Genomic DNA, 26,737 nt, shown 5'->3' with positions numbered 1-26,737 from the left:
TTTACAAGAACTCCTCACCACCACCACCACCAAGCATGATTTCGCCTGAATCGGCCAAACGTCTCGCGGTAGCAAGAATTTCTTTTTGTGCTGCTTCAACTTCACTTATCCTGACAGGCGGCATAGCTTCTAAGTCATCTTGCATCATTTCAGCTGCGCGCTTGGACATATTTTTCAATATCTTATCTTTCAGTGAGTCATCAGCGCCTTTAATCGCTTTCATCAGTACATCTTGCTGTACTTCACGCAAAATTGCTTGGATCCCTCGGTCTTCTACATCCATTAAATTCTCAAACACAAACATTAAATCTTGGATTTGTTGTGACATCTCTTCATCATGTTCGCGTATAGAATCCATCAGCTGGCCTTCAACGTTAGTATCAAGATAGTTCATGATATCAGCGGCCGCTTTTAAGCCACCCATTTTCGCAGCCTGCGCACCAGCTTGGCCAGCAAATTGTTTTTCCATGATTTCGTTTAGCTCTTGTAATGCCGCGGGCTGAACTTCTTCTAAGTTGGCGATTCTCATCGTTAAGTCTAAGCGCACTTTCTCAGGAAACTGAGACAATATTTCTGCGGACTGCTCCGGCTCTAGGTAAGACAAAACAATGGTTTGGATTTGCGGGTGCTCGTTACGAATGATATTCGCAACCTGTTTAGAGTCCATCCATTTTAATGAATCTAAGCCTTTTGCACCTGAACCCATTACAATTTGGTCTATTAAGCTTGCTGCTTTGTCTTCGCCAAGTGCTGCAGTCAGTGCTTTTTTAATAAAGTCTTCAGATTGGAAGCCTATGGTACTAAAGCTTTGTATTTGCTCAATAAACAAGTTATGCACTGCTGCAATTTTAGCCTGTGATAAGTCATCCATAGACGCCATCGCCATACCCACCTTTTGTACCTGCTTTGGCTCTAGGTGTTTTAAAATTTGAGCTGCATCTTCTTCTGTCAAACTAAGCAGTAAGATGGCGGCTTTATCAACGCCATCTAATTTTTCAACGTCAAAGGCCGCGGGTAATTGTTTTTGTTCTTCATCAGTCATCTTCGGTTAACCACGCTTTCACAACTTGTGATGAGAGTTCAGGTTCATTCGCAACAAGGGCACGTACCGCTTTTAGTAGGTCCTCATCACCATGTAAGTCTGGCAATTGTAATCTACCGTCTGATGAGAAGCCAACTGCTGACTCGTCGAAATCGTTATTTAGCATATCTAACGTGCTATCACCTAGGTCAACACCGCTGGTTAAAGCATCTTCATCAAAATCTTCCAGTGTATCATCTGGGTAAATTAGACGTTTAAGCATAGGTCGTACCACTGCTAAGATTAGCACAATGATAACTAACGTTCCCGCAACTAAGCGAATGGTTTTTTGGAACCAATCTTGTTCCCACAGTGGTAACTCTTGCATTTCCATCAAATCTTCGCGAACGAATGGTACAGTAACCACTTCTAGTGCGTCGCCACGCTGCATGTCAAAGCCGACACCGCCTTGAAGCAAACGACGGATATTGTTCAGCGCTTCTTGTGAACGAGGCACCATAGCCATATTACCTTCGGCATCTGGCTGAGGTAGGTAATCAACCGCCACACTCACACTAATTCTGCGAATAACGCCAGTTTGTTGACGCTTATGACTAATCGTCGTATCAAGTTCGTAGTTACGGGTCGCTTCTTTTTGAATACTGCTAGGCGTAGTGCCATTACCGTTTCCTCCTTGACCTGCAACTTCAGGGATATTTGAGTTAAGTGGAGGTTGGTTCGTCAGCGCTCCTGGGATCCCCACTGATAGACCGCCAATATTGTTTTCTTCGTAAGTTGTTTCACTTCTGACCGCTGGTAAATCAGGGTTATAGCGTTTTTGTGTTTCTTCAACTGCACTAAAGTCCATCGTCAGATCAACTTGGGCCGTAAAATTGCCTAGGCCCACTATTGGGATCAGTATACTGTCTATCTTTTCTAAGTACTCTTGCTCTCGCTTACGTTCAATTTCGTACTCTTTTCTAGAGCGAGCAGCAAGCGAATCTTGTGAACCTGAGTTAAGTAAGCGTCCATTTTGGTCAGTCACCGTTACCCGTGATGGCTCCAGCCCCTGTACCGCTGATGCCACGATATCTACGATAGAGTCAACTTCTTCTCCTCCTAAAGTTCTGCCACGCTTTAGCGTGATCACCACTGTCGCAGATGGTTTCTTTTCACGACGGGCAAATACGTTCTCCTTTGGAATAGCTAACAGTACTTTTGCACGATTTACATCTTGCAGCTCTTCAATCGTTCTTGCCAACTGCTGCTCACGACCGTGCTTTAGCCGTTCTCTTTCAAGACGTTGACTAACACCAAAACCCATGTCCTGCATTAAAATATCAGTACCGGAGCTAGGAGATTGGGTGAAACCATCACGCGCCATACGCAACTTAACATCTTGGTAATCCGATTCAGCAACTAAAATAGTATTACCGTCTAATTGGTACTCAATTTTTTGTTGGTCTAGGAAGTCTAGCGTCTCAACTAGCTCTTCAGTAGGATATTTACCCAGCGGACGCATGTCTGGCTGGCGGGCCCAAATAATGATAAAAATGGCAATTGCTAAACAAATAGCTAACGCAATAACCAGAGTAACCTGGCGCAACATATCGACACCGCTTAGCGCACTGAAGTAGCCAGACTTTTGCTCTTGTTGCTCGTCCGAACCGCTGTCGTTATTCAGCGCTGCGTCGGAAAGTGTAAGATCTGTTGATTGATTAGTAGCCACGATTACTCTCCACAATCATTTTGTTAAACTGGCATGCTCATGATTTCTTTATAGGCTTCGACAAGTTTATTGCGAACTTGTACCGTTGCCTCAAAAGCGACCGATGATTTTTGTTTTGCGATCATCGCCTCAGCAAGAGAAACACTACGATCACCCATCTCCACCGCCGTCACTTTTTTCTTTGCGTCTTGCTGAAGGCCATGAACAGAATTGAGTGCGTCAGAGAGTAAATCTCCAAATTGAGCTGAAGAAGATGCTGCTGTTTTAATTGGCTGCACAGTAGGCTGCGTATTTCTTGTCGCTTCTGCGGCCATTGCCTGCATTTCTTGGAATAGCGCTGATGATTGTACTTTCATGATGCTTTACTCAAAATAACTCTTGTTACCTTGATGAAAGCAGGAAACATGCCAACATTAAAACACTTTAATTTCAGTTGGTTAAGCTGAAATTACCCTGTCGAAAAATTGGCAGTCGGAGGAAAAGGAAGGTGCCAGAAAAAAGCAACAGCTTCGTTTAGGTTGATGTTGTATTAGCCTGAGGTGTACAAATGAAGGTAAGCTCACGTCCTACTTTTAAGCTCACCTTCAAGATATCTGAGCGACTCTTTCACCTAAGCTGGTAACGCAATTCCGAGATCTCGCATTTTTGCTAGCTTATAGCGCAGTGTCCTTGGGCTCATGCCTAAAACTTCAGCCACTTCTTTGCGCTTACCATTAAACTTAGCAAGCGTATCCAAAATAATTTGATGCTCTTTGTCCTGTAGCTCATCCTTATAATTGATGATGCCATCATCATTGGGAGCGTCTTCAGTAGCGGACTGTGTGAGGCTAGTTTCTGACTCAACCAAAGACATCGGTGAAAAGTTTTCAATAAAAATATCATCTTCTGTGATTTCAAGGCCCTGAAACAATATCAAAGCACGCTGGATGACGTTATCAAGCTCACGCACGTTGCCAGGCCAGCTATGAGAATTTAACTTTTGCTTAGCACTAGTACTTAACTTGGGTGTTGGTTTACCCGCTTTTTGCATATGTCTTGATAGCAAGTGCTCAGCCAATACCGTAATGTCTCCTGCTCTATCTCTAAGCGGCAGCCATTCCAATGGGAAAACATTAAGGCGATAGTATAAATCTTCTCTAAATACCCCATCTTCAACCGCTTCTTTCAAATCTCGGTTACTGGTTGCCAACACCCTAACATCTAGTGTTATGGTTTTTCTACTACCAAGTCGCTCCACTTCCCGCTCTTGTAAAACGCGAAGTAATTTTGCCTGAAGCCCCAAATCCATTTCTGTGATTTCATCCAGTAATATTGTCCCTTTTTGCGCTTGTTCAAACTTACCAGGGCATGCCTGAATTGCACCTGTGAATGCGCCCTTCTCATATCCAAACAGGGTAGCCTCAAGCATATTTTCTGGAATTGCAGCACAATTAATTGCAATAAATGGTTCGTCAGCCCTGTCTGATTTATCATGAATATAACGGGCTAATACCTCTTTACCTGATCCACTCGGCCCAAGCACCATTACACTGGCATCAGACTTTGCTACTTTTGCAGCCAACTCAAGCAGCTTTATACTCTTTGGATCAGCGACGATAGGACCCTCTGTTTCTTTTTCTTTTTCAGGTAGGTAACGACCCACCATATTCAACAACACTTCAGGCGCAAAAGGCTTAGCCATGTAATCAATGGCTCCCAAACGCATCGCTTCAACCGCATCATCAATAGTCGCATAAGCTGTCATCATTAACACTGGCAGCTCAGGGTAGTTAAGCTTTATGGATTTCAACAAATCTAGCCCACTCATTGCACCCATTTGAACATCGCTTACCACCAAAGAAAACGTCTCTTGCTTGAGTAACAATACGGCTTGCTCTGCACTGTTTGCTTCGACACATTCAATGCTTGAAAGCTGTAACGTATCGATGAGCGCTTCTCTTAAGCCGGCATCATCTTCAACAACTAACACTTTATTACTCATAATTCCTCCGCTTTGATCAGTGGTAGTATCAGACTAAACTGTGCACCTAGACCTTTGATATTTTCAGCCCTGACAAACCCTTTGTGTGCATTTGCTACCGAGTTTACAACTGCCAAACCTAATCCTGTTCCTTGCGATTTGGTGGTAAAGAACGGTTCGAACAGCTTATCGACTAGCGCTTCATCTATACCTGGACCATTGTCTGTGACAGAAATACGCACGTGTTCGCCACAGGGCTCACGCTCTGCTTTAAGCTTAATGTGGGCGTCACTGCCAATAATTTGAATACTGTTATGGATAAGGTTCTGAATAGCGCTCGCCAATGCAGTACGATTACCAAGTATCTCAATATCCGGCTCAGGCAAATCGGCTTCCAACTTAGCGTGATTAAGTTCAACCATAGCGTCAGCACCCGCTTTGACTTCACTTAGTAAATACTGCATAGAGACCCGTTCAACCACTTGTTGTTCGCCACTTTTTGCGAATAACAGCATGTCATTCACCTGATTTTCTAAATCTTTTAATCGTGACATCAATTTGTCATGAAACTTTTCCCGAGATGCTTGTGGTAAGTTTGTAGCGCCTAAATTGGCACCATAAAGCATTGCTGCTGACAATGGCGTTCTAACTTGATGCGCCAAAGAAGCCACCATTTTTCCCAATGCGCTTAGCCTTTGCATGTGAGCAACTCGACTCTGTAATCGCCGAGTTTCTGTCAGATCAGTCATTAGGATCAGTTGCCCAGGCTCGGGCGCTAATGCTGTTATATCCAGCTTAATTCGGCGACCGTCTTTAAGAGAGACCTCATGACCATCATCTTGCTGTGGCCTAAATGAGCGTTGAATAATACTGAACCACTTTTCTCCCTCGAGCGGCTCTCCAAGCATATCCATTGCTATCTGATTTGCTTTGGCAATCATCCCTTGACCATCTAAAACAATCACGCCTGCTGGCATAGTGTCAACCAGATGACCTAGCCAACTTGCTTGTTGTCGTAGATCGCTCAACTCACCCACATATGCTTCTTGAAGTAAGCAAGGGTTATAATGACCAGTAGTTGGTACAAACTGAGGATTAATAACATGTGCTAATGCCATTTTTCCGCTCTCTTAAAAATAAACTCATGTAGAAAAAGCAAAAAACATTCCAACTTTATATTCCTTTAAAAACATAAAGTTAAAGAAGCACTGTAAAGAACAATTTATTGACACTGTATTTATGTACAGTTACATGTTAGAGTCCTAAAGCTCGAACAATAAATAAGCTAAAGGACACTTTCATGAATAGACGATGCAGTTGGGTTGATCAAAGTAAACCCGATTATATTGAGTACCACGATAAAGAATGGGGAAAGCCAGTACTCAATGACAAAAGCTTATTCGAGTTTCTGACCTTAGAGTCCGCTCAAGCAGGCCTTAGCTGGTATACCATACTAAAAAAACGTGAGGGTTATCGGCAGGCATTTCATAACTTTGATGTGCAAAAAGTCAGTCAAATGACAGAACAAGATATTGAAAGGTTATTGACGTTTGACGGTATCATTAGAAATCGAGCGAAAATCGCTGCCACCATCAATAATGCTAGGCACTTTATTGAGATCCAACAAGCCTTCGGCAGCTTTGCTCGTTATCAGTGGGGGTTTGTTGACTATCAACCCATTGTAAATAAAATGCGTGATAAGCAAGACGCCGTTGCTACTAGCGAAATCAGCGACAAATTCGCTAAAGACTTAAAAAAGCGGGGATTTAAATTTCTTGGTTCTACAACAGTATACGCGCACATGCAGGCCTGTGGGATGGTTAATGACCACGCAGATGACTGCTTTTGCAAACAAGCTATTATTGATAGTTATGTCTCTTTGGATTTTTCGAAAATAGAGTAAGTGATCTAGATGGCACTTATTACAAGACAAGTAGTTCGAAGTTATACCAATTTTCTTAATTAAGTGGTCTATTTTGAGGCGAGAAAATCTTGTCGATAACTAGGCAAAAATTTTGATATTTAGTTGTTCTAAATGAGAAATTTTTAACGCTGTTAGCGTCAGATTTACTCCTTCAAATTGAGCTAGTATTAAGTCAAATTGGTATTAACCATAGCAACAGTTAACTTCGGTGTAATAAGTTAATCGCGATTAAGATTGTACTTTTTCATTTTTTCTACCAATGTGGTGCGGCGAACACCTAAAATTTCCGCTGCACGCGCAACAACATAGTCATAACGTTCAAGCGCTTGCGTGATCAAGTCTATCTCTAGTTCAGCTAGGTATTCTTTGAGCTCGATCCCCTCATCCGGCAACAAACCTACGCCTGCCGTTTGCGACGTAAAGTCTTGTACTAACGTATCCTCTTCATCGTCACTAAAGCCTTCGCTGAACAATTCATTAAAAGCATCTTTTTCTAACAATTCTTCTGGATATTCAGGTTCAAATGCTTCGACTTCGATGTAGCGATACTTTTGTGGTAGGTCGGTGATATCTACAACTTTATCAGGGAACATAATCACCATACGTTCTACAAGATTCGCAAGCTCCCGAATATTGCCAGGCCAAGCGTGTGCTTTTAAACTTTCTACTGCTCTATCTGTAAATTTGACCGAATTACCTGACTGTTCATTCACACGGCGTGTCAGCTCTTTCAGCAGTAGCGTAATATCTTCAGCACGTTCATTAAGTGATGGGTTTTCGATTGGAAAAACATTGAGACGGTAAAATAAATCTTCTCGAAACTTACCTTCTTCTATCATGGTTTCCAAGTTGCGGTGAGTCGCCGCAATAACACGAACATCAGCTTGAATTGGCTTTGTGCCCCCCACCCGCTCATAAGTTCGCTCTTGAAGGACACGTAGCAGTTTAACCTGCATTTGTAGTGGCATATCACCTATTTCATCAAGAAAAAGTGTGCCGCCTTGCGCCAATTCAAAACGCCCTTTTCGTGCGGATATCGCTCCGGTAAACGCCCCTTTTTCATGACCAAATAGTTCGCTTTCCAACAACTCCCCTGGAATCGCACCACAGTTTACTGGCACAAATGGGCCATGAGCACGCTTAGATAAAAGGTGTACATTACGCGCAACCACTTCCTTACCCGTTCCTGACTCGCCTAAAATCAGTACGTTAGCATCTGTTTTTGCCACTTGAGAGATTAAAAAGCGTACATTTTTGACCGCATCCGTCTCTCCAACTAGACCGTCGAAACTCTTATTTTGCAGCTTGTTTTCTTTATTTGGCAGCATCCGTAAGTATTGTTGACAGTCATGAAGTAACTGCATTGTGACTTCTTGGCTGAACGGTTCCGTAATGAGGCCAATAACATTGGGTAGTGAAAGCAATGGCCTAAGCGTTTCACCTATCAATAAAAAAGGCACTGCTGGGTGCGATTTGATCAAGGCTTCATGAGAAGCGTGTTGTAATGCACCTAACACAAAAATCGGCTCTTGGTTTTTATCAATGATGCTTGGCGCGTATTGCTCTTCAGCTAGCACGTCATTTGCCTGACCGACAAAGCTAAGCGCTGCGCCTAATCCGATCGCTCTTTTATTGTTGTTATCTAAGATCAAGACCATTGCTTGAGAACCAATCTACTAAAATTTTCAATAGTTAGATTGTAAGAGAGATTAAAGGGGATGCAATACCTAAGTGGCAATTTTTTGACATAAACGCCAAAAAATCGCCACCTGTACTGTTCTATATCAATACTTTGGTATTAATTTACAGTAAACCCAAGACTGATGATGCGGACTGATTTGCTTGGCCTCTCAATGCAATGGAAGCCTGCGATAGAATATCGTTAGCCACCTGATCGCTAACCGCTTGGGCGTAATCCGTGTCTTGGATACGACTTTGGCTTGCAGCTATATTCTCTCGTTGATTGCTTGCTGAGCGAATGGTACTGGAAACCGAATTTTCAAACGCCCCCAACTGCGCGCGCTGGCTGTTTAACTCTTTAGAGACTGTATCAGCAGCGTCAATTGCTGATTGCGCCCCAGCCTGTGTGGAAATATCTACACTGAGAATCGCACTAGCAAAGCCACCGTCGGTCTGCTCTAGACTCTGCGTCGTGTTAGCGTCGGGACCTACCTGGAAACTACGTGATTCACCGTCAAATATTTGTGCTCCACCAAACGTCGTGTTTTCAAACGTTTCTGTTATTTGCGTTTGAAGCTGAGACACTTCCTCTTGCAGTGCTTGGCGGTCGCTGTCTGTCAGCGCCCCATTTCCTGCTTGAATAGACAATTCTCGGATCCTAGAAACTGCGTCATTCACTCCTGACAGAGCAGAATCAGCGGTCTGCGAGTATGAGATACCATCATAAGCATTACGAATAGATTGACTGTACCCATCTTGCTGAGAAGTGAGCCTGTCAATAATTTGTAATGCGGCAGCGTCGTCGGCAGCTGAATTAACCCGCTTGCCCGAAGATAGCTGCTCGTTTAATTTGTTAGCCGTCTGCTCTGTACGATTAAAAAAAGCAGCACTTTGTGATTGGATTTTCATATCTACCCCCATTCACTATCATTAGTTTTAATCTACGCTATTTTGAGTAAAAAGTCATCATAATCATTAAATTTCCTGTGATGACTGGCATAAATACTGCAAAATGATTAGAAGTGATATAAAGTATTGAGTAGTAGCTAGTTTATCGTATCAATACAGCGCTTGTAGCAGTTCCAGTATTTGATACTGTAAAGTTTTGATTGCACCTTTAGGTGGACCCCAATGTTTGATAATAAAACCATTTTAATTACCGGCGGCACAGGCTCTTTCGGCAAAAAATACGTAAAAACTCTGCTAGAACGATATAAGCCAAAAAAAATAATCATTTTTTCTCGAGATGAGCTTAAGCAGTTTGAAATGCAGCAAGAGTTTAATCATCGGTGTATGCGATATTTCATCGGGGATGTCAGAGACAAAGATCGATTGCGAAGAGCAATGCAAGGCGTAGATTATGTCATTCATGCCGCAGCCCTAAAGCAAGTCCCTGCGGCGGAATACAACCCAATGGAGTGTATTAAAACCAATATTAATGGGGCTGAAAACGTAATTGAAGCAGCACTGGATAACGAAGTAGAAAAAGTGATAGCCCTTTCTACAGACAAAGCAGCCAATCCTATTAACCTGTATGGTGCAACAAAGCTTGCATCTGATAAGCTATTTGTTGCAGCAAATAACATGGCAGGTGGACACCGAACTAGGTTTTCAGTCGTACGTTATGGTAATGTCGTTTGTTCTAGAGGCTCTGTAGTGCCTGTATTCCAGCGTTTTATCGACGAAAATAAAGGACATATTCCGATCACTCATAAAGATATGACACGTTTTTGGATTAGCCTGCAACAAGGCGTTGATTTTGTTCTCAAAAACTTTGAACGTATGCTTGGCGGTGAAATTTTTGTACCGAAAATCCCTTCAATTCGTATCGTTGATTTAGCGACCGCAATGGCACCAAACCTACCACAAAAAGTAGTCGGTATTCGCCCTGGAGAAAAGCTCCATGAAGTAATGTGTCCCGAAGATTTAAGCTTTGACACATTTGAGTTTGACGACCATTTCGTTATTGCTCCTGGAATAAAATTCAGTAGCAGAAGTAACGATTTTGACATGAACGCGTTAGGTGAGAAAGGGAAAGCTGTAACGCCTGGATTTGAGTATAACTCATTGACTAATCCGGATTATATGAGCATTGAAGAGATTAAAGCATTTAACGTACAAGCACTGTTATGATCCCATATGGAAAGCAATCAATAGACCAGCTAGATATTGATGCAGTTATCGACGTGCTGCAATCTGACTGGTTGACTCAAGGCCCCAAAGTTCCAGAGTTTGAGCAAAAACTTTGCAGCTATACCGGGGCAGATCGTGCCGTCGCGGTAAACAGTGCAACATCCGCACTTCATATCGCCTGCCTTGCGCTTGGAGTTGGCAACGGTGATATTGTTTGGACCTCACCAAATTCATTTGTAGCCTCATCTAATTGCGCACTCTACTGCGGAGCGAGTGTAGATTTTGTCGATATTGATATTGATACCGGTAACATGAGTATTGAGGCACTCACTAGCAAGTTAGTACACGCCGAGCGACAAAACCAACTCCCCAGGGTGCTTATACCGGTTCATTTTGCTGGCCAGTCATGCGACATGCAGGCTATCAACGAACTAGCTCGACAATATGGTTTTAAAGTGATTGAGGATGCCTCTCATGCTATCGGCGGCTCCTTTGACGGAAAAAAGATAGGTTCCTGTGAATATTCTGACATCTGTGTATTTAGTTTTCACCCTGTCAAAATAATGACCTCTGCAGAAGGTGGGGCGGCTCTCACGAACAACCCTCAGCTCGCTGATACTATGGCTAAGCTACGCAGTCATGGTATCACTAATAGACCAGAAGAGTTTAGCGAACCAAGTCATGGCGCTTGGTATTATCAACAAAATGTTCTGGGCTTTAACTATCGCATGACTGATTTACATGCCGCACTAGGATGTCAGCAATTAACGAAGGTCGATAGGTTTGTTCAACAGCGTAACAAGATTGCGGCACACTATGACAGCTTGTTTCAAAATAGTGTGATCCAACCGTTACTCGTTACGAACACATCACGCAGCGCTTACCACCTCTACGTCGTTAAAGTTCCGCTCCATTCACCAGAAGAGCACAAAAAACTCATCCAAAACTTAAGAAATGCCGGTATCTTTGCACATGTGCACTACATTCCTATTTACTTACAGCCTTTCTACAAGCAGCTTGGATTTAGTGCCGGTTACTGCCCTTCAGCAGAACTATACTACCACCAGGCCGTCACTTTACCGCTGTTTCCTGATCTATCAGAAGAGCAAGTACAGCACATTGTGGATACTTTAAAAAGCCTTGTTGCAAAGTTAAGCGTTTAGCCTAGTTTAAACGCTTAACTAAATCGACCCCATCCCAAATATGATTAAATTGCAGAGCACTACCAAGTGGTGTTTTACGAAGCGCATGAATGTCCTCAATCATATCTTTAGAAATACCAAAGTAGCCTACAGTTTGAAGTTTTTCATGCTCTGGTAACTGAGCAAGGCTGTCAATATTAGTACTCAAGATAAGTCCATTGCCCTTGTGTGCATCAAGTATCGTAAGGCTGTTAAGTCGCTCAAACTCAAACATTAGATAACTTGGATGTGATATTGAACGAATTGGCTTTAATGATAAATCCGCCATAAGAAGCATCTGTGTATTTATATGCCTATTTAACTGATGATTTAACTCAAACTGCGGATGATCATCTGCGCACTTCGCCAAGGCGTCCCAAAAACAGTCTTGAATCGATGGTTTTGTACATAGCCAATAAATTGCCTTCGGTGAGGAACAGGCCTGCTGATTGAAGCTCTGATAGTCAGTAAAAAATTGTTTGGCTGCAAGTTTTGCATCTTGTTCTGAACTCAGCCTTAGAACAGATATAGAAAACCTGTCAGGGAATGCCAGTTCATTGGCAACTGGCGCTACTTGATTTATCTGTAATATTGCATCATCTCCCCCCCAGATCACCCGCTTGTCACACCATTTTGATAAAGTAGCGGTTACCTGAAACTGCGAAGCCGGATAGGCAATAAATAAACAGCGGCTCCCCAGCAAGGCCCCCTTGTCAGTATCTACAAAGCGCTGTATCAAACCGACTAACTCATCAGAGATTGCTCCTCTTCGGCTACTTAATCTCACAATGTTTATGTTTCCGACAAGAAAACTTAAGAGCACCGTATAGAGAAAGACTGTATCGACATTAGCTGGGGTAATGTGAAAAACTTTGTTCTGCCGTAACCTTAGCTGCTCACCGTAGTGGATTGCGAGATTTTTGATATTACTGCGCCTACACCAAAATGCCAGAGCGACAATTTCAGCACTGGGGCGGTGCTTAAGTATAAAGTCAGAAAACTCTGCAACAGTGTCAATAAGTGACTGCTCGAAGGCAAATAAATTTGATGGCTCTTGTTCAAGTTCACCGACGAGTGTCTGTACTTGTTCATTTAAAAGTATCACTACACCCCCTAACTTCAGATTGGGCTACTCGGCCTTGAATAGTGAAATACTTTCCTTTACGTCCACATGCGCAATCATCAATACCATGAATAATTGCTAAATCTTCAGTAAGTAGATTGTGCCCTGGGTAACTTCTAGCAATAACGGATTGCAGTTGCACCACGCCTGTGGTACGCGCTGGCAAAGGCCGCAGTGTCACAGGGTCTACTACATTGATATCTGACCAAACGGGAGCATGTAACATGCCATGCTCACACTCAACATAAATGGTTCCTGTTTGCTCTACCATTCCGTAATAATCATGGACTGTGACATTGCCAAAGCAAGCGCTCAACTCCTGTTTAAACGTTTTTTTATCAACTGCTTGCTCAGATATTTTTTTCCACCCACCACCATGCAATAGAAATGCGTCGGAAAACGCCACCTGCTTTCCTAATTGCCTTAGTTGTTGCACTATTCTTTGCCATATTATGAACGTAAAACCATACATAAAAACCGGTTGGCCTGCGTATTTATCCGCAAAGCTCATTATTACCGCGAGATCCAGATCCATATTTTCATCAAGTGCAAAGTGATGATCTCTCCCAAAAAAAGACATCCCCTGTATACCCGCAGCTCTGGCAGACATACCAGAGTGAACATCAAGTGCCTTTCTGGAATCAAGAATTAATAGCGGTAATCTTTTTGGCCCAAGCCAATGCTGCATTATTTTTGAGAGTACCTTTGACTGTAAGCGGGCAGTATCGCTATCCAAAACTATTTGAGATTGCGTACCTGTCGTTCCTGATGATTTGAGTATGCGGTGAACCTTATCAGCGTCAATGCTACTTAGGAGCTGGTTTTTGAACGCACGAACAGCAAGAGGTGTCTCTCCTAGTTGCTGAGTTGCGCTGTATTTTTCACAGTTCACCTTATGAAAATGATGCAGTTCATCGAGCAATGGCGTTAGCAGCTCCCATTTCTCATTTTGGCAGAGGTCGTATACTGGTAACTCAAACAATTCTTCATCAGATAAGTGCATTGTAATTCACTTTGCCATTACTTAGTCTAGGGATGGTCTCAATGTTAAAAACTTTTACATTTCGATGGTGACATTGTGCTATTTGGGCAATTTGCTTTTCAACGCCAAGTACAGAGCCACAGATGAAAACTCGCAGTTGTTTATCATCACTGGTTATAACGCAGCTCAAGTTAAACTGCTGATTGAGCTGACGCTCTAAATCATCAAGGTTTATTCTTCTACCTTCAAGCTTCGCTATTCTTTTTATCCGGCCAATGATTTGCAACATACCGTTATCTAGCTGGTGTGCCACATCACCCGTTTTTAATATCGCGCTGACTTCACACTCTCGTAAATCCTCTAAAGATGAGGCATAACCGGCGAATATATTTGCCCCTTCAAAACATAGCTCACCTTCTTTTTCACCATTGGCGATGTAAAGTTTGCAGAAAGGTAAAGCCTTACCAATTGCGCCTGCTGGCGCAGCTAAAAAATCGTCAGGCTGCATGATAGCCATCCTTGCGGTGGCCTCTGTTTGGCCATACATGGCGTAGAAAGGCAGCTTCTGGGCACCACAAAATTCTTTTAAAGCTTCCCATAACTGTCCACTCAAGCGTCCGCCAGCTTGAGCCATATATTTCAATTGATGCAGTGGTTGCCTTTGCAAGCCCAATCGAAAAAGCATCTCAAAGCTAAATGGCACCCCGTAAAAGCTGTTAACATTATGCTGGGTAAACTGCTGCCAAAATGACTTTGACATCAAACTTTCTTGGCCAAGAATGATTCCTGCCCCTACAAGCAAATGACTATGTAAAATTGAGAGCCCAAAGCTGTACGAGAATGGTAAAGAAGCCATAGCACAGTCAGTTTTGGAAATAGGCAAAACCTGCGTTATTGCAGCGCAGTTTGAGGTAAGGTTTTCAAAGGTTAGCTTAACTACTTTTTCTCGACCGGTGGTGCCGCTAGTACCCAGTAAGAGTGCAATTTCAGGTGCGAGAGTAACCGTATCGGGGTTAAGGTGAGATACTAAATCACCATCAATTAAATAGTTCGCATGAAACTGCGTGAGCATTACCTGATGCTGCTCCTTTCCCTTACTTTTGTCTAGCAGCAGCACCGTATGCCCACCTCGAAGTGCAGCCAAGTAGTGTATGACAAAGGGTAAGGAATTGTGCGCAACGATGGCAATTAACTGTTTCTTTTTTGGCAAGTTGCTGAGCGCAGATTGTACTTCAGTATCTAACTGCGAATAGTTCAACGTGCGCTCGCCATCTACAATCAAGCTATTACTCGCTTTTCCAAGCGCCCAAAACTTACTCATAAGCCCAGCTTTAACCCCCCATCAACATGGATGACTTGCCCAGTAATGAAACGACTTTCTTCTGCAAATAAAAAGTTAATCACATCAGCAACCTCTTCTGGCTGACCAATACGCCCCAATGCTGTATTTTTTATTAACTGCTGTTTTTTCTCATCAGGAATATGCGCAACCAGTGCGGTGTCAATTACACCAGGCGCAACGGCGTTTACACGAATGTTCATAGCACCAAGCTCTGCGGCCAAGCTCGCAGTTAAGCCATGTAATGCAGATTTCATCGCCGCGTAAACGCTTTGACCACGGCTGCCTTGCTGCGCAACGACTGAGCTAATGAAAACGATGCTGCCGGACTTATTTCGAGCCATTATCTTGCTTATGCCTTGAGCAAGCATAATCGCACTCTTCACATGTTGATGGTACTGCTCATCAACCAAATGATCGCGAGTCATCAGCAACGGGGATTCGTACATGGTGCCTGCACAGTGCACAAACCCATAAACAGGTAGCTTTATTTTTTGGATAAATTTAAAAAGTTGGGTAACCTGTTCATTTATGGTTATATCTGCGGTGAAGTGTTCAACATTCAAATACCCTGCTGCAACGAGTTGACTCTTTGCTGCAACCAGCTTTTCTTCATTTTTAGCTACCATGATGACAACACATTGTTCATTCAAAGCCGCTTTTTTGGCTACAGCGAGCCCAATTCCAGAAGAGGCTCCGGTGATGACAACGATATGATTAACCGAGTTCGTCACTATTCACTCTCGTATTTAGCAACAATTTCTTGCGCTTTTGCAAATGAACTCATATCAATAATATCGTCAGTGTCGATCATTATATCAAAATTTGATTCTATATCCGCAATCAACATCATATGACTCATAGAGTCCCATTTATCATGCTGTCCATAAGCAAGCTCGTCGGTAACTTCTTCTAATGGAATATCCAAAACACTAGCAAAAATATTTCGTAATTTTTCGTTCATTAACTTCTACTCAAAAATGTTTTAATCTGCTTGGTTGCTGTGATGTATGCGTCAGGCGTTAATCTTATCTTAATTAAACCTTGGCTGTCAGTTGGTGCCAAGGTGTAGCCAAGCACCTCATTATACCTTAGCGCCTCTCGATTTTCTGCTTTAACTACGGATCCTAATGCGTTAATTCCAAGCTCTTCAAAGGCATAATCTATTAAAAGTAAAGACGGAGAGAAAGCGACCAAGTTTCCTTTATAATCATTGTCTGCGATGTAAATTCCAATTTCTGCTTCACTGGCATCACTCAGCGCGGTATTTGCACGTATATTAACGACCCCGATCTCTTTTGCCTTTACGATGATTTTATAATGTGCTTGCCTATCACTGTTAAGCATCGCTGAAAACCAAGCTTGATGTTGTGCAATGGCGATAGGCTTGTCATCTAGCATGTTTGCTCGGACGTCTGGCTGATTACGCCAACTGAAAACTTGCTCCATATCATCATGGGTGAGCTGATGTAGCTCAATAGCGTAGCCGTGAAGCTTAGTTGCTATCATACTTATTCCCCTAACTTTTTTTGCCCCACACAAGCATTAATACTTGCAACAGCGGGAGTCATATTCAAAAAGTCAATAATCTCATTTGCAGATACAAAATCTATATCGTTACCAAAATGCGTTATCACCCTTTCAACGAGTTGGAAATCTTCCAACTCATCAACGCAAAGGCGCAAATGGGCAGAGCGCGGTGGTGAAAAAGAAAGGCTAGCACATTGAAATAATGTCGGATGTTGATAAAAATAAGGTGTAACATGCTCCTGTTGATACGCCTCTTTAGCGTCGTTAAATACCTGGAGAAGCCCTTTAAAGTTAAAGATTTCAGCATCAAAACCTCTGGGAATGGTATTTACATCAATATTTGAATAATCAGTCCCTGACTCTAAATGAAATTGAATAAGCGCATCAATCAAGGCTGGATCAACAAGTGGACAGTCACCTGTTAACCTAACGATATAATCACTTTCAGTCAATGCAAGTGCTTGAGCAGCTTGAACAAAGCGCTCCAAAACATTGTGCTTGCTGCCTCGTCGAACGATGACGTCTTTATCGGACAAGTGTGTGACAATACAGTCATCATTTTTTTCAATGCTGGTGACAATAACATGCTGATGAGCTTGTTTTACCTGAGCTACTCGCTCAATATGATAATCGAGCAAGCTGCGGCCATTTATTGCTTTTAATACTTTCCCCGGAAGACGCGTGGAATCAAATCGAGCTTGGGAAAATATATACACACTCATTGCACTACATGCTCCCAAGCTAAAGGTGTGCCAAATTCAACGTCTCGCGCAGCCACTTGCCCAATTACTTCATTTAAGTGTCTTGGATGCAACCCTTTACCTGGGCGCACCGAACGTACGTGTTCAGCGGTGAAAATCTCGCCTCGTTTGATCGCTTTAGCAACGTACAAAGAGCGTCTAAATGGTGCATTATCCTGCTCACTGTCAGTTAGACGGTAATTGACCTCACCTAAACTCGCGTGAGTATCTTTCACCCTTGTAACGAGTCGACTGAATTGCTCTTCATCCAAAGAGAAAGCCGAATCGACACTGGAATCATCTCCTTTAAGCTTAAAGTGCTTCTCAATCACACATGCTCCTAAAGCCGTAGCGGCTATTGCAGCAGTATCATCAAGACTGTGATCACTGAGTCCAACAGGCACACCAAGCTTTCGTTGCAGATCAGTAAGTGTGGTTAAATTACAATCAGCAATTGGAGTTGGATAACCACTAATGCAATGTAAAACGACAAGCTCTGTACCTCCGGCATCAGCAACTGCTGCAACGGCTTCTTGGATTTCATCAAAGGTCGCCATACCAGTAGACATGATAATTGGTTTTTTTGTGCTCGCGGCGTACTTTATTAAGCCAATATCGGTGAGTTCAAAAGACGCAATTTTATATGCTGGACAATTAAGCTCTTCCAGTAAATCGACTGCTGTATTATCAAAAGGTGAAGAAAACAAAGTTATATTGTTTTTTTTCGCTTGCTTAAATAAAGCCGCGTGCCACTCCCATGGTGTATGGGCTTCCTCATACAAATCATATAACGTCCTTCCCTGCCAAAGCTTTTCTTTTACTACAAACTCAGGGCCGTTATGATTCAAAGTAATCGTATCAGGTTTATATGTTTGAATTTTAAGTGCACTTACACCCGTTCGCGCTGCTACATCAATCAGCTTGAGAGCATGGTCAAGGCTGCCACCATGGTTTCCAGAAAGCTCTGCGATGATGTATGGCCCACTGTTTGAACCAAGCTCAATACCATCAATCATCATTGATTGTTTAAAGTTACTTTGACTATATTTATTCATCGTTTTCTTCAATGTCTTATAAGGTGCAAGATTGCATCGCAAATCCGCGAAGCAGCCAAGCCATCCACTACTTTTGCACTCTGCTGAGTGTACACGTTCTTTTTATCGGCTGAATCCAATAACAATAAAGCGGTATCTACGATATTTATGATGTCAATTTCTTCTCTGCCATCAATTGCGCTATACGCATTATTATTCAATGGCGAATATAAAGCTTGAGACTGATTATCTGCAACTACTAACGCTATTGATGGTACGCCTAAAAACATTAACTCATACAAACTACCACCAGCTCCAGTAATCGCTATATCCGCATCTGACATGAGCATAGGGAGTTTATTACTGTCTATATGCAGTTCAAACTTTGTCGAACTTTTGAGCCCCTCAAGAGCATAGAGTGTTCTGTGATCACACGTGCTGGAAACAGCCAAAACAATTTTAGTGACCTGTTGAGAGGTAAGTAGCATCTTGCAGATTGCAACAGACAGTGCCTGAGCATCGCTTCCGCCCAAACACACAAAAATGTAGCCTGGCTTAAACCGTGGACGAGTTCTATAAGGTATAAACTCACTTCTAACCAACCTAAAGTCAGAGCCTTGCAAAGTTTTGTTTGCTAGCAAGTCAGTCTTGTTGAAGTCACTAGGGTTAATAATTAAATCTAAAAAAGGTAAATTGAGATATGTATTGTCGTCAAAAAGAACCAGTCTTTTAGCTTTTTTCCGTAATTGTTCAAAGTCTGCATCAGAAACATTATAGTCATCTACAATTAATGTATTCATTTCCGGTAGTTTTTGTACCCAGTCGACTTCTGCTTCTAGTTGACATACTTTTACCCCAGTTGCCTCTAACTTTAGCACTAACTCTTGAGTAATTTCATGGCATAAAAGAAATACTTGCTGATTTTGGTCAATTAACGCCTCTATCAATGCTATTTGCCTCATTATATGACCAAAACCAAGTTTCCTACTCGCGTTTGCATATATAAAAACCATAGCAATTACTCTTAACAGCTTAATTCAGAAATATCATAACAAAAATATGTCAATGATATAATGCAAATCAAACCTTTTAGTTATCAGTAGAACCGTGCTTTTCCAAAATAAAACAAATACATATTATCTCAACTGGTCTATAATTTGCATTAAGATCCAGACATATTCTGAAATTTCGACACATTATGAAACCTAAAATTATCATTTTTGGTGCTGGAGAGGCAGGCAAAGCAGCCTATGCCCATTTGAAAGCAGATCATGAAATCATTGGCTATACAGATAATGATAAAAATAAGCAAGGCACGTATTTGAATGGCTACCCTATCAAAGACGCAAATTGGATACTTAGTCAGAATTTTGACTTTATTTATATTGCTAGCGAGTTTTTTGAACAAATCAAGCATCAGCTTGAGCATACTTTCCATGTGAAAAGCCAGCAAATTCATATCTTACCTGCTCATGCGATTAAACAGACTAAATTAGGACAGCCGACAGCTAAAAAAAATGCACTGAAGCTCTTGGAATTGGTCACTGCTACACTTAATACAAGTGCGCTAAATTATTATGTAGATGCAGGAACATTATTGGGTATTGTTCGTGATAATGCACTTATCCCTTGGGATGACGATTTAGATATTGCAATAAACAGTCAAGATACTGAGCTGTGTTTCGCTGCTTTGAATGAGTTACTCCCTGTACTTGACAAACAGTTTGGAACACCATGGGAAATATTCATTAACAAGGCTAGTTCTACTTTCCATTGTATCGACAAAGGTAACATTTCATCTTATAAATTAAGGCCATGCTCTGCTCATAGCGATTTGCCACAACTAGATGTATTTATTAAATATGTCGATGCTGGTTCAATGTATTATGTTATTTCGTCAAGAGGGTTTAGCATGCCAAGTAAGCACCTACTCTTAACGGAGGGCATAACATTCAATAATTGTATTATGAATATCCCAAGTGAGGCGACCCAATATCTTGAGGCTCATTATGGCTCAGACTGGCATACTCCAAAAAAAGATTGGAATTTGAGTATGATAAGCAGTGCAACTGTGTTTAAAGGTGAATAGGACTAATTTACAACGCCAGATTCGTAGTAGACTCTAGTCGAGAAACCGTCTTGGTGTGCGTTGAGCATATATCTTATTATCCGATTTAGTATTTGTAACAAAGGCAATGTCAATTAGCAGCTAAACCTAAAGGTGAAAAATGACAACTAACCCTTCCTTGAAATCAAGTCAGCGTCACGAACATGATTTCCCGGTCGTAGATGATGAAAACGCAATAGCTCATTTTCATCATCTACGAGCACAATTCATTGCATATCTTAAAAAGTCGTTGGCTACATGCAACTCAGCTAATCAGAAATATATCGAATTCGATCTACCCACGCTAATGATATTGGAGAACCGTTTTTCCACTCACAATGACTTTTGTTCTGTTCGACTAAAGGGGTATTCTTCGTTCACAGAAAGAGAGCAAATACATGTCGCGATTAATTGCGCTAATGCTCTTGCTATTCATAGCCATGAACTTAAAGATTTAAACTCTCTGAATAGCACGATAAAAATGCTTGATTGGCTAGAGCCTAAAATCACTACTAGTCCTACTACGATGTTAGATAAGGAACAAACAAAAATATTACTTAACACGCTAGAGCTTGAGCACAAATTACTATTGGAGCATGGTTTTGCTATCTAATCAAAAGTTTGGATTATTATATTTCCCAGGCCCTAGAGCATTGGCTTATGTTAACGTACTTGCGAACCAAAAAGTTTTACCCTCTATAATAATCACACTAGCCAACAAAAGAGGTGAAAATGGTATTCGTAAATCGCGTGACTTACCGTTTGGCGAAAAGTTGTTCCCTAAATACCTAACAATTGAAGATTTCTCAAAGGGTGAAAATATTCCTATCGTGGAGTTAGATGTTGAATCAATCAATCACCCTGATGTAATCTCTGCGCTTTCAAGCAGCGGACAGAGAGAGTGGTTATTTACAGGAGGAGGGATACTAAAACAACCACTGTTTGAAGTTGGTATAAAATATATTCATATCCATCCTGGTAAACTGCCTGAGGTAAAGGGAAGTACATGTTTTTACTACTCCTTGCTATTTAATAACACGCTACATGCTAGTGTATTTTATATGACACCCAAGTTAGATTCAGGAAAGGCGCTGTTAGTCAAACCTTTCAACATTAATATCAAGCCTAGTGATCTGAGTTCTGAGTTTATTGACTATGTTCTAGATCCTTGGATCAGGGCAAGCGCGTTAGCAAGTTTTATCAAGCAAGAAAGCTATGATATAACTCCCTTAGATACCCCTTCCAATAGGCCGTGTTACATTATGCACCCAGTGCTAAGAGCGCTAACAATTAAAAAACTTCATTCTCGCTTCGATGTCAACAAACCTGAAGGTATTTTTGATGGTGAATAAAAAAGGCTCAACGATTTGGATAACAGGGTTATCCGGAGCTGGAAAAACAACGATAACAAATTTACTGATCCCACAGTTTCAAGGCATGGGAATTAACCCCATCATACTAGACGGGGATGAAATACGAGCAGCTATAAGAGATCCACACTGGCAATTTGATACAAATAGTCGACTTCTTGGCTCCTATCGTTATTCAAGACTAGCTCGCCTTTTTACTCATCAAAAGCAAGTAGTTATCGTACCTACTATTAGTATGTTTCACGAAGTGCAACGCTGGAATCGTGAATATATACCAAATTATTTTGAAGTGTTTTTAGATGTTGATATCAAAGCGAGAATATCTAGGGACCCCAAGGGCTTATACCAAAATGAGCCCTCACATATGGTAGAGGATAGCACTGCTGAACTGCCGCAGTTTCCCGATATGCGCATATTGAATAATGGTGAAATAGATGACGCAACCGTAAAGGCGGAGGAAATCTTTACTGAATGGAAAAAGGTTATCTATGATGCGTAGCAGAGATCAAAAATTACCAAGCAAAGTGCAGCGCTTAATTGAGCTAAGTGGCTCTTTGTCTAGCGCTTCTATTCTTCCTGTATATACCCTTAATTTTGAACGTTGGAGAACAAACCGTACTGATTGTTTGAATCAAATTCAAAAAGAGTTTGATTCGCCTGTTATTGTACGCTCTTGTACAGTACAAGAAGACAGCACTACAACGAGTAACGCTGGTAAGTATATCACTGAGCTTAATGTGAATTTGGATGAATTGAGCCTCACTAGTGCCATTAATAGCGTATTCTCCTCCTATGATGAATTAGATCATGAAAACATCTTATTTATTCAGCCAATGCTATTATGTCCAGATTATGTTGGCGTTGCTTTTAGTCATATTCAAGATACTGGGGCTGAATACTATGTCATTAGTGCAGATGAAAATAGGAATACTGAAGCAGTTACTTCTGGTGCCACTGAGGTAAGGACTTGGTTCGTTAGCCACCAATATGATGCGAGTGCTTACACATGGCAAAATCAAGTAATCAATTTGATAAAAGAGCTAAAAGAATTAAACATCTCAAAGTTCTTAGATATTGAGTTTGCAATAGAAAATAATAAAACTTACCTATTGCAGGTAAGGCCATTAATAGTACAAGAAAAAGTAGTCAAGAAATCTGAACAGTTGTTACTTGAACAGCAATGTATAGCCAAAAAGTTGAAGAGGCTATCATCTAGACACCCATATTTGGTTGGCAAGCAAACTATATATGGCGTAATGCCTGACTGGAATCCGGCTGAAATCATAGGTATAAAGCCAAGACCTTTGGCTTTGTCACTGTACAAGTTTTTAATAACAGATGGGGTGTGGGCTCGACATCGAGCTATTTATAAATACAGAGATGTTGGTGAGCAGCACTTGATGACCATCCTTGGCGGTACTCCATATATCGATGTGAGAGCGAGTTTCAATTCATTTATTCCAGCCTCAATTCCTGAAGAACTTGCAGAAAAGTTAGCAAATCATTACTTGGATCAGCTCATAGAAAACCCTGCTTCTCATGATAAAGTAGAGTTTGACATAGTCTTTTCTTCCTTTGATTTCCAGTCACCTGACCAACTCTGTAAATTGGAAAAGCATGGATTCACCAAATCAGAAATCAGTTTAATCGAAAATAGCCTTAAGTCTTTAACAGAGCAAATTATCATTGATGAATTCAGTCCTGTGAACAGTGACCTGTGTAAAATTACCCAACTGATTGAAAGGCATGAAAAGGTATTAAATTCTGATTTAAATAAGATTGATAAAATCTTTTGGTTACTTCAAGATTGCAAATCCTTTGGCACTCTACCATTTGCAGGCTTGGCTAGAGCTGGATTTGTTGCCATCCGTTTTTTAAAGTCAATGGTTTACTCAAAGTTGATCTCGCAAAACGATTATGAATGTTTCCTTTCATCTATTGAGACCGTAAATAGCTTATTTCTCAAAGATAGAACTGAACTATCGTCTCAAGCATTGATTAAAAAGTATGGCCATTTGCGTCCTGGTACATATGAGATAACCTCACCAAGATACGATGAAAACCCTGATAAGTTCATCCTAAATGAAAAGTTAGATGCACATAAAGTAACGGCTGAGTTTAATATCTCGCTTAAAAAACTAAATGCTATTGATGAAACGCTAAAAACACATCAACTCAACATTAATTCCATACAGTTGTTCAATTTTATAAAAAAAGCTATTGAGGCAAGAGAATATAGTAAGTTTATTTTTACTCGTAGCTTGAGTGATTCTTTGGTTTTAATTGAAAACTTAGGCAGACAAATAGACTTATCAAGAGAAGAGTTGAGCTATGCAAATATTGAGGATATTCTAAACCTCCATTCTACAAGTCATAGTGCTAAAGAAAAAGTACAGGCTTCCATCTCCGTTGGAAGAGAGTATTATCAACTATCGCAGTTAATAAAACTACCTGACTTAATCACTAAAGCCAGCGATCAGTTTATATTCTCGCCACAAGCTACCCATCCTAACTTTATTACGCAACAAAGTATATCAGCAGATGTCGAAGTTAATTTAACTAACGGCTTGAAAGGTAAGATAGTCTGTATTGAATCAGCAGACCCTGGCTACGATTGGCTTTTTGCGGAAGATATCGCTGCGCTAATTACAAAGTATGGTGGGTGTAATTCGCATATGGCAATACGTGCTCAGGAATTACAACTACCCGCCATCATAGGTGCAGGCGAGGCCAATTTTGAGCGATGGAGCAATGCTACTTCGCTTATTATTGACTGTGAAAAAGAGAAGGTTGACTTAGTACTATGAAATTCATCGCAATAACTATGCGAGTTGACCACTGCGGGGTTACGTATCAAGAGAAGAGAGATGCTGTAGACCAAAAGTTACTTGAGTTGGTCGGAGATTGCGGCTTTTACCCTATACTACTTCCAAATAATCTTAAGGTTGCCAAGCAAGTATTGACAATTGTTAAACTGTCAGGTTTGATTTTCAGTGGCGGCAACGATCTCGTTAGCTATGGTGGAAGCACACCCGAGCGTGATGAGCTCGAAGTGTACCTTTTGGAGCATGCTATGAAGACACAAACTCCTCTTTTAACTATTTGCCGCGGCACGCAACTCTTGATGGACTATTTTGGACAACCCCTTGTGAAAATTGACGGTCACGTAGGCTCGACACATACCATTATGTATAGAGAAGAAAGTAGAGTAGTTAATAGCTATCATAATTTAGGCTTCTACCATGTACCACAAGAATTCGCTGTTGAAGCAAAAGCCACAGACGGTGTTATCAAAGCCATCAAGCACAATACGTATCCTATTGTTGGTATAATGTGGCATCCTGAACGCGAGAGTGAATTTTCTCAATACGACGTCTCGCTTATTAAAGAGGTATTTAATTCGTGAATATAATCATCTTGGCCGCAGGAATGGGAACTCGTTTAAGACCCTACACAAATGATAAACCTAAAGCCCTTGTGAACGTACATGGGCGACCCATATTAGATTATCAACTAGATGTATTTAATACATTTGAGCAAGCTAATATCTCACTAGTTACAGGATATAAAAGAGAGTGTTTTGATAATTATAAACTAAGACAGTTTCATAACTCCGAGTATGACCAAACAAACATGGTTTTCTCCTTGTTTAAAGCTATTGATGTTTTGCAACAAGAGCAACCTACTCTAATTTGCTATGGAGATATTATTTTCAACGCTCGTATTGTCAAAAAATTACTTGTAACACCAGGAGACATATGTATTTCTGCAGATCTTTCGTGGCTACAACTATGGCAAGACAGAATGGAGGATCCTCTGAAAGATGCAGAGTCCTTTAAAATGAACAAAGATACTGATCAGATCTTAGAGCTAGGCAAACCTTTAAAATGTGTTGAAGATGCTGAAGCCCAATACATGGGGTTAATTAAACTTTCAGAACACGGCTTGAAGAGTTTTATAAATCTATACAACTCAATCCCTTACAGTGAAGCCAAATCAATGTATATGACTGATTTTATACAACAGCTCATTAATCGTGGTAACGAGGTAACAGCCTCCACCCATAATGAACACTGGTATGAAATAGACAGTACGCAAGATTTAGAAGCTTTGAGCTCACAAAAGCTACAAGATATTATAAAAAGCTAATGTGTTAAGTTTGTTTGTTAAGAGCAACTTGTACTTTCATTCATTATGCTTTGCCTAGTATTATTAGTAAGCAAAGCATAATTTCTTTATTTCTTTATTTCTTTATTTCTTTATTTCTTTATTTCTTTATATGAAAAATAGAATAAGTTGAATTTGCATGCCATCCTTTTTTTTGATAAATCACCTCAAAGCCTTTTGAAAATAAACACTGAAAATTTTCAGGGTTGTTATATATAATATAAATATCACTATAGGAATGAATGACACTATCTAAGAATTTGGAGAGTATCTTCTCTGAAAAAGGGTTATATAAATAAAGGCAAAGATTACTTGCCTTTGTATTAAGAGTAACATTTGTCACGTCTTCAAGAAGAACATTAACTTCAGCACCAGATGTGTTATTGATATTATCTAAGCAAATTTTATGCAGTTCTTCACTGTACTCAATCCCTAAAATGTAGGGTGTATAGTTTTTCAATAGCTTTCGCCATACTAAGAGAACTTTCCCTTTTCCACAGCCTGCGTCTATATAATCAAAGTCACTAGGAGAGTGTGAACTCAAGGTGAAAACTCTTTTTGTCGATTCTTTTATAATAGAAGTCCAACTACTTTCATACTGTACGCCTTCACCAAGATTTTTTAACTTGTCTTTGTACTCCTCTTTTGGGAGCCACATGTGTGTATTAGTACCATAAAGCAAGTCAAACATGTGATTTTCAATAAAATAATTATATG

The 26,737-nt window shown here is 40.9% G+C and carries 27 protein-coding genes; 10 read left to right on the top strand and 17 right to left on the bottom strand.

What is annotated here, in order from left to right; genetic code table 11:
- Position 1 precedes the first annotated feature (1 nt).
- From fliG to J8Z24_RS06010, 5 genes are all read right to left on the bottom strand, one after another.
- On the bottom strand, positions 2-1,042 hold the full coding sequence (gene fliG, locus J8Z24_RS06030; protein WP_125252017.1) for a flagellar motor switch protein FliG: 1,041 nt from the start codon (positions 1,040-1,042) through the stop codon (positions 2-4).
- Positions 1,035-2,753, bottom strand: coding sequence for a flagellar basal-body MS-ring/collar protein FliF (fliF, locus tag J8Z24_RS06025; RefSeq protein ID WP_252095624.1), 1,719 nt, complete (start codon positions 2,751-2,753; stop codon positions 1,035-1,037). The genes fliG and fliF overlap by 8 nt, the downstream gene beginning before the upstream one ends.
- Before the next feature lie 20 nt (positions 2,754-2,773).
- Complete coding sequence (gene fliE, locus J8Z24_RS06020; RefSeq protein ID WP_125252019.1) at positions 2,774-3,106, bottom strand: flagellar hook-basal body complex protein FliE; 333 nt, start codon at positions 3,104-3,106, stop codon at positions 2,774-2,776.
- A gap of 254 nt (positions 3,107-3,360) precedes the next feature.
- Positions 3,361-4,731 carry a sigma-54-dependent transcriptional regulator gene (locus J8Z24_RS06015; RefSeq protein WP_176031870.1) on the bottom strand — a complete coding sequence of 457 codons (1,371 nt, stop codon included), beginning with the start codon at positions 4,729-4,731 and terminating at the stop codon, positions 3,361-3,363.
- A complete protein-coding gene (locus tag J8Z24_RS06010; protein WP_147390471.1) occupies positions 4,728-5,828 on the bottom strand; it encodes a sensor histidine kinase in 1,101 nt (366 codons plus the stop codon). The genes J8Z24_RS06015 and J8Z24_RS06010 overlap by 4 nt, the downstream gene beginning before the upstream one ends.
- A 182-nt stretch (positions 5,829-6,010) precedes the next feature.
- Here J8Z24_RS06010 and J8Z24_RS06005 point away from each other — a divergent pair, with 182 nt between their 5' ends.
- The gene (locus J8Z24_RS06005) at positions 6,011-6,613 is read left to right on the top strand and encodes a DNA-3-methyladenine glycosylase I (RefSeq protein WP_147390472.1); all 603 of its coding nucleotides are present in this window, start codon (positions 6,011-6,013) and stop codon (positions 6,611-6,613) included.
- A gap of 239 nt (positions 6,614-6,852) precedes the next feature.
- On the opposite strand, the gene J8Z24_RS06000 is transcribed toward J8Z24_RS06005, so the two are convergent.
- Positions 6,853-8,292 carry a sigma-54 dependent transcriptional regulator gene (locus J8Z24_RS06000; protein WP_147389968.1) on the bottom strand — a complete coding sequence of 480 codons (1,440 nt, stop codon included), beginning with the start codon at positions 8,290-8,292 and terminating at the stop codon, positions 6,853-6,855.
- A 145-nt stretch (positions 8,293-8,437) separates the two neighbouring features.
- Positions 8,438-9,223 (bottom strand): flagellin N-terminal helical domain-containing protein, encoded by a 786-nt coding sequence (locus J8Z24_RS05995; protein WP_125252024.1) that lies wholly within the window; start codon positions 9,221-9,223, stop codon positions 8,438-8,440.
- A gap of 222 nt (positions 9,224-9,445) precedes the next feature.
- Here J8Z24_RS05995 and pseB point away from each other — a divergent pair, with 222 nt between their 5' ends.
- Positions 9,446-10,447 carry a UDP-N-acetylglucosamine 4,6-dehydratase (inverting) gene (gene pseB / locus J8Z24_RS05990; protein ID WP_125252025.1) on the top strand — a complete coding sequence of 334 codons (1,002 nt, stop codon included), beginning with the start codon at positions 9,446-9,448 and terminating at the stop codon, positions 10,445-10,447.
- Positions 10,444-11,610, top strand: a complete 1,167-nt coding sequence (gene pseC, locus J8Z24_RS05985; protein ID WP_176031871.1) for a UDP-4-amino-4,6-dideoxy-N-acetyl-beta-L-altrosamine transaminase — start codon at positions 10,444-10,446, stop codon at positions 11,608-11,610. Before pseB ends, pseC begins: the two co-directional genes overlap by 4 nt.
- Before the next feature lies 1 nt (position 11,611).
- Here pseC and J8Z24_RS05980 read toward each other — a convergent pair whose 3' ends face one another.
- Genes J8Z24_RS05980 through J8Z24_RS05940 form a run of 9 tightly spaced genes read right to left on the bottom strand, consistent with a single transcriptional unit; the run spans position 11,612 to position 19,338 of the window.
- The gene (locus tag J8Z24_RS05980) at positions 11,612-12,733 is read right to left on the bottom strand and encodes an acyl-CoA reductase (RefSeq protein ID WP_176031872.1); all 1,122 of its coding nucleotides are present in this window, start codon (positions 12,731-12,733) and stop codon (positions 11,612-11,614) included.
- The gene (locus tag J8Z24_RS05975) at positions 12,717-13,754 is read right to left on the bottom strand and encodes a LuxE/PaaK family acyltransferase (RefSeq protein ID WP_176031873.1); all 1,038 of its coding nucleotides are present in this window, start codon (positions 13,752-13,754) and stop codon (positions 12,717-12,719) included. The genes J8Z24_RS05980 and J8Z24_RS05975 overlap by 17 nt, the downstream gene beginning before the upstream one ends.
- A complete protein-coding gene (locus J8Z24_RS05970; RefSeq protein ID WP_252095467.1) occupies positions 13,741-15,054 on the bottom strand; it encodes an AMP-binding protein in 1,314 nt (437 codons plus the stop codon). The genes J8Z24_RS05975 and J8Z24_RS05970 overlap by 14 nt, the downstream gene beginning before the upstream one ends.
- Complete coding sequence (locus J8Z24_RS05965) at positions 15,051-15,806, bottom strand: SDR family NAD(P)-dependent oxidoreductase (RefSeq protein WP_176031875.1); 756 nt, start codon at positions 15,804-15,806, stop codon at positions 15,051-15,053. Before J8Z24_RS05965 ends, J8Z24_RS05970 begins: the two co-directional genes overlap by 4 nt.
- Entirely contained in the window at positions 15,806-16,036 is a 231-nt protein-coding gene (locus J8Z24_RS05960; protein ID WP_125252031.1) for an acyl carrier protein, read from the bottom strand. Before J8Z24_RS05960 ends, J8Z24_RS05965 begins: the two co-directional genes overlap by 1 nt.
- On the bottom strand, positions 16,036-16,581 hold the full coding sequence (locus tag J8Z24_RS05955) for a GNAT family N-acetyltransferase (protein ID WP_176031876.1): 546 nt from the start codon (positions 16,579-16,581) through the stop codon (positions 16,036-16,038). The genes J8Z24_RS05960 and J8Z24_RS05955 overlap by 1 nt, the downstream gene beginning before the upstream one ends.
- A 2-nt stretch (positions 16,582-16,583) precedes the next feature.
- On the bottom strand, positions 16,584-17,324 hold the full coding sequence (locus tag J8Z24_RS05950) for a cytidylyltransferase domain-containing protein (RefSeq protein WP_128729639.1): 741 nt from the start codon (positions 17,322-17,324) through the stop codon (positions 16,584-16,586).
- Positions 17,321-18,397 carry a pseudaminic acid synthase gene (gene pseI / locus J8Z24_RS05945; RefSeq protein WP_176031877.1) on the bottom strand — a complete coding sequence of 359 codons (1,077 nt, stop codon included), beginning with the start codon at positions 18,395-18,397 and terminating at the stop codon, positions 17,321-17,323. The genes J8Z24_RS05950 and pseI overlap by 4 nt, the downstream gene beginning before the upstream one ends.
- A gap of 8 nt (positions 18,398-18,405) precedes the next feature.
- Positions 18,406-19,338: a hypothetical protein gene (locus tag J8Z24_RS05940; protein WP_252095466.1), complete on the bottom strand. Its 933-nt coding sequence runs from the start codon at positions 19,336-19,338 to the stop codon at positions 18,406-18,408.
- A gap of 236 nt (positions 19,339-19,574) precedes the next feature.
- Here J8Z24_RS05940 and J8Z24_RS05935 point away from each other — a divergent pair, with 236 nt between their 5' ends.
- The 7 genes from J8Z24_RS05935 (at position 19,575) to J8Z24_RS05905 (ending at position 26,002) form a co-directional block, all read left to right on the top strand.
- Positions 19,575-20,465, top strand: a complete 891-nt coding sequence (locus J8Z24_RS05935; protein WP_252095465.1) for a nucleoside-diphosphate sugar epimerase/dehydratase — start codon at positions 19,575-19,577, stop codon at positions 20,463-20,465.
- A 139-nt stretch (positions 20,466-20,604) separates the two neighbouring features.
- Positions 20,605-21,096, top strand: coding sequence for a hypothetical protein (locus J8Z24_RS05930; RefSeq protein ID WP_176031880.1), 492 nt, complete (start codon positions 20,605-20,607; stop codon positions 21,094-21,096).
- Entirely contained in the window at positions 21,086-21,835 is a 750-nt protein-coding gene (locus tag J8Z24_RS05925) for a formyl transferase (RefSeq protein ID WP_176031881.1), read from the top strand. Before J8Z24_RS05930 ends, J8Z24_RS05925 begins: the two co-directional genes overlap by 11 nt.
- On the top strand, positions 21,825-22,352 hold the full coding sequence (locus tag J8Z24_RS05920; protein WP_161972711.1) for an adenylyl-sulfate kinase: 528 nt from the start codon (positions 21,825-21,827) through the stop codon (positions 22,350-22,352). Before J8Z24_RS05925 ends, J8Z24_RS05920 begins: the two co-directional genes overlap by 11 nt.
- Complete coding sequence (locus J8Z24_RS05915; protein ID WP_176031882.1) at positions 22,342-24,660, top strand: PEP-utilizing enzyme; 2,319 nt, start codon at positions 22,342-22,344, stop codon at positions 24,658-24,660. The genes J8Z24_RS05920 and J8Z24_RS05915 overlap by 11 nt, the downstream gene beginning before the upstream one ends.
- Positions 24,657-25,259 (top strand): gamma-glutamyl-gamma-aminobutyrate hydrolase family protein, encoded by a 603-nt coding sequence (locus tag J8Z24_RS05910; protein WP_128729632.1) that lies wholly within the window; start codon positions 24,657-24,659, stop codon positions 25,257-25,259. The genes J8Z24_RS05915 and J8Z24_RS05910 overlap by 4 nt, the downstream gene beginning before the upstream one ends.
- Positions 25,256-26,002 (top strand): phosphocholine cytidylyltransferase family protein, encoded by a 747-nt coding sequence (locus J8Z24_RS05905; RefSeq protein WP_128729631.1) that lies wholly within the window; start codon positions 25,256-25,258, stop codon positions 26,000-26,002. The genes J8Z24_RS05910 and J8Z24_RS05905 overlap by 4 nt, the downstream gene beginning before the upstream one ends.
- A gap of 118 nt (positions 26,003-26,120) precedes the next feature.
- Here J8Z24_RS05905 and J8Z24_RS05900 read toward each other — a convergent pair whose 3' ends face one another.
- Positions 26,121-26,711 (bottom strand): hypothetical protein, encoded by a 591-nt coding sequence (locus tag J8Z24_RS05900; protein ID WP_161972710.1) that lies wholly within the window; start codon positions 26,709-26,711, stop codon positions 26,121-26,123.
- Positions 26,712-26,737 lie beyond the last annotated feature (26 nt).

It is taken from the genome of Pseudoalteromonas sp. SCSIO 43201 (genome assembly GCF_023716725.1).
GTDB lineage: Bacteria > Pseudomonadota > Gammaproteobacteria > Enterobacterales > Alteromonadaceae > Pseudoalteromonas > Pseudoalteromonas peptidolytica.
This window is presented reverse-complemented; position numbering and strand designations above follow the sequence as displayed.

Excerpts from the sequence above, each read along its gene's own strand:
- J8Z24_RS05995 (WP_125252024.1), bottom strand. The coding sequence starts at position 9,223 with ATGAAAATCCAATCACAAAGTGCTGCTTTTTTTAATCGTACAGAGCAG.
- J8Z24_RS05970 (WP_252095467.1), bottom strand. The coding sequence starts at position 15,054 with ATGAGTAAGTTTTGGGCGCTTGGAAAAGCGAGTAATAGCTTGATTGTA.
- J8Z24_RS06010 (WP_147390471.1), bottom strand. The coding sequence starts at position 5,828 with ATGGCATTAGCACATGTTATTAATCCTCAGTTTGTACCAACTACTGGT.
- J8Z24_RS05900 (WP_161972710.1), bottom strand. The coding sequence starts at position 26,711 with ATGTTTGACTTGCTTTATGGTACTAATACACACATGTGGCTCCCAAAA.
- fliG (WP_125252017.1), bottom strand. The coding sequence starts at position 1,042 with ATGACTGATGAAGAACAAAAACAATTACCCGCGGCCTTTGACGTTGAA.
- J8Z24_RS05915 (WP_176031882.1), top strand. The coding sequence starts at position 22,342 with ATGATGCGTAGCAGAGATCAAAAATTACCAAGCAAAGTGCAGCGCTTA.
- J8Z24_RS05940 (WP_252095466.1), bottom strand. The coding sequence starts at position 19,338 with ATGAGGCAAATAGCATTGATAGAGGCGTTAATTGACCAAAATCAGCAA.
- J8Z24_RS05935 (WP_252095465.1), top strand. The coding sequence starts at position 19,575 with ATGAAACCTAAAATTATCATTTTTGGTGCTGGAGAGGCAGGCAAAGCA.
- J8Z24_RS05950 (WP_128729639.1), bottom strand. The coding sequence starts at position 17,324 with ATGAGTGTGTATATATTTTCCCAAGCTCGATTTGATTCCACGCGTCTT.
- J8Z24_RS05920 (WP_161972711.1), top strand. The coding sequence starts at position 21,825 with ATGGTGAATAAAAAAGGCTCAACGATTTGGATAACAGGGTTATCCGGA.
- pseB (WP_125252025.1), top strand. The coding sequence starts at position 9,446 with ATGTTTGATAATAAAACCATTTTAATTACCGGCGGCACAGGCTCTTTC.
- J8Z24_RS05910 (WP_128729632.1), top strand. The coding sequence starts at position 24,657 with ATGAAATTCATCGCAATAACTATGCGAGTTGACCACTGCGGGGTTACG.
- J8Z24_RS05930 (WP_176031880.1), top strand. The coding sequence starts at position 20,605 with ATGACAACTAACCCTTCCTTGAAATCAAGTCAGCGTCACGAACATGAT.
- J8Z24_RS06005 (WP_147390472.1), top strand. The coding sequence starts at position 6,011 with ATGAATAGACGATGCAGTTGGGTTGATCAAAGTAAACCCGATTATATT.
- J8Z24_RS05955 (WP_176031876.1), bottom strand. The coding sequence starts at position 16,581 with ATGATAGCAACTAAGCTTCACGGCTACGCTATTGAGCTACATCAGCTC.
- J8Z24_RS06015 (WP_176031870.1), bottom strand. The coding sequence starts at position 4,731 with ATGAGTAATAAAGTGTTAGTTGTTGAAGATGATGCCGGCTTAAGAGAA.
- J8Z24_RS05960 (WP_125252031.1), bottom strand. The coding sequence starts at position 16,036 with ATGAACGAAAAATTACGAAATATTTTTGCTAGTGTTTTGGATATTCCA.
- J8Z24_RS05975 (WP_176031873.1), bottom strand. The coding sequence starts at position 13,754 with ATGCACTTATCTGATGAAGAATTGTTTGAGTTACCAGTATACGACCTC.
- J8Z24_RS06000 (WP_147389968.1), bottom strand. The coding sequence starts at position 8,292 with ATGGTCTTGATCTTAGATAACAACAATAAAAGAGCGATCGGATTAGGC.
- fliE (WP_125252019.1), bottom strand. The coding sequence starts at position 3,106 with ATGAAAGTACAATCATCAGCGCTATTCCAAGAAATGCAGGCAATGGCC.
- pseI (WP_176031877.1), bottom strand. The coding sequence starts at position 18,397 with ATGAATAAATATAGTCAAAGTAACTTTAAACAATCAATGATGATTGAT.
- pseC (WP_176031871.1), top strand. The coding sequence starts at position 10,444 with ATGATCCCATATGGAAAGCAATCAATAGACCAGCTAGATATTGATGCA.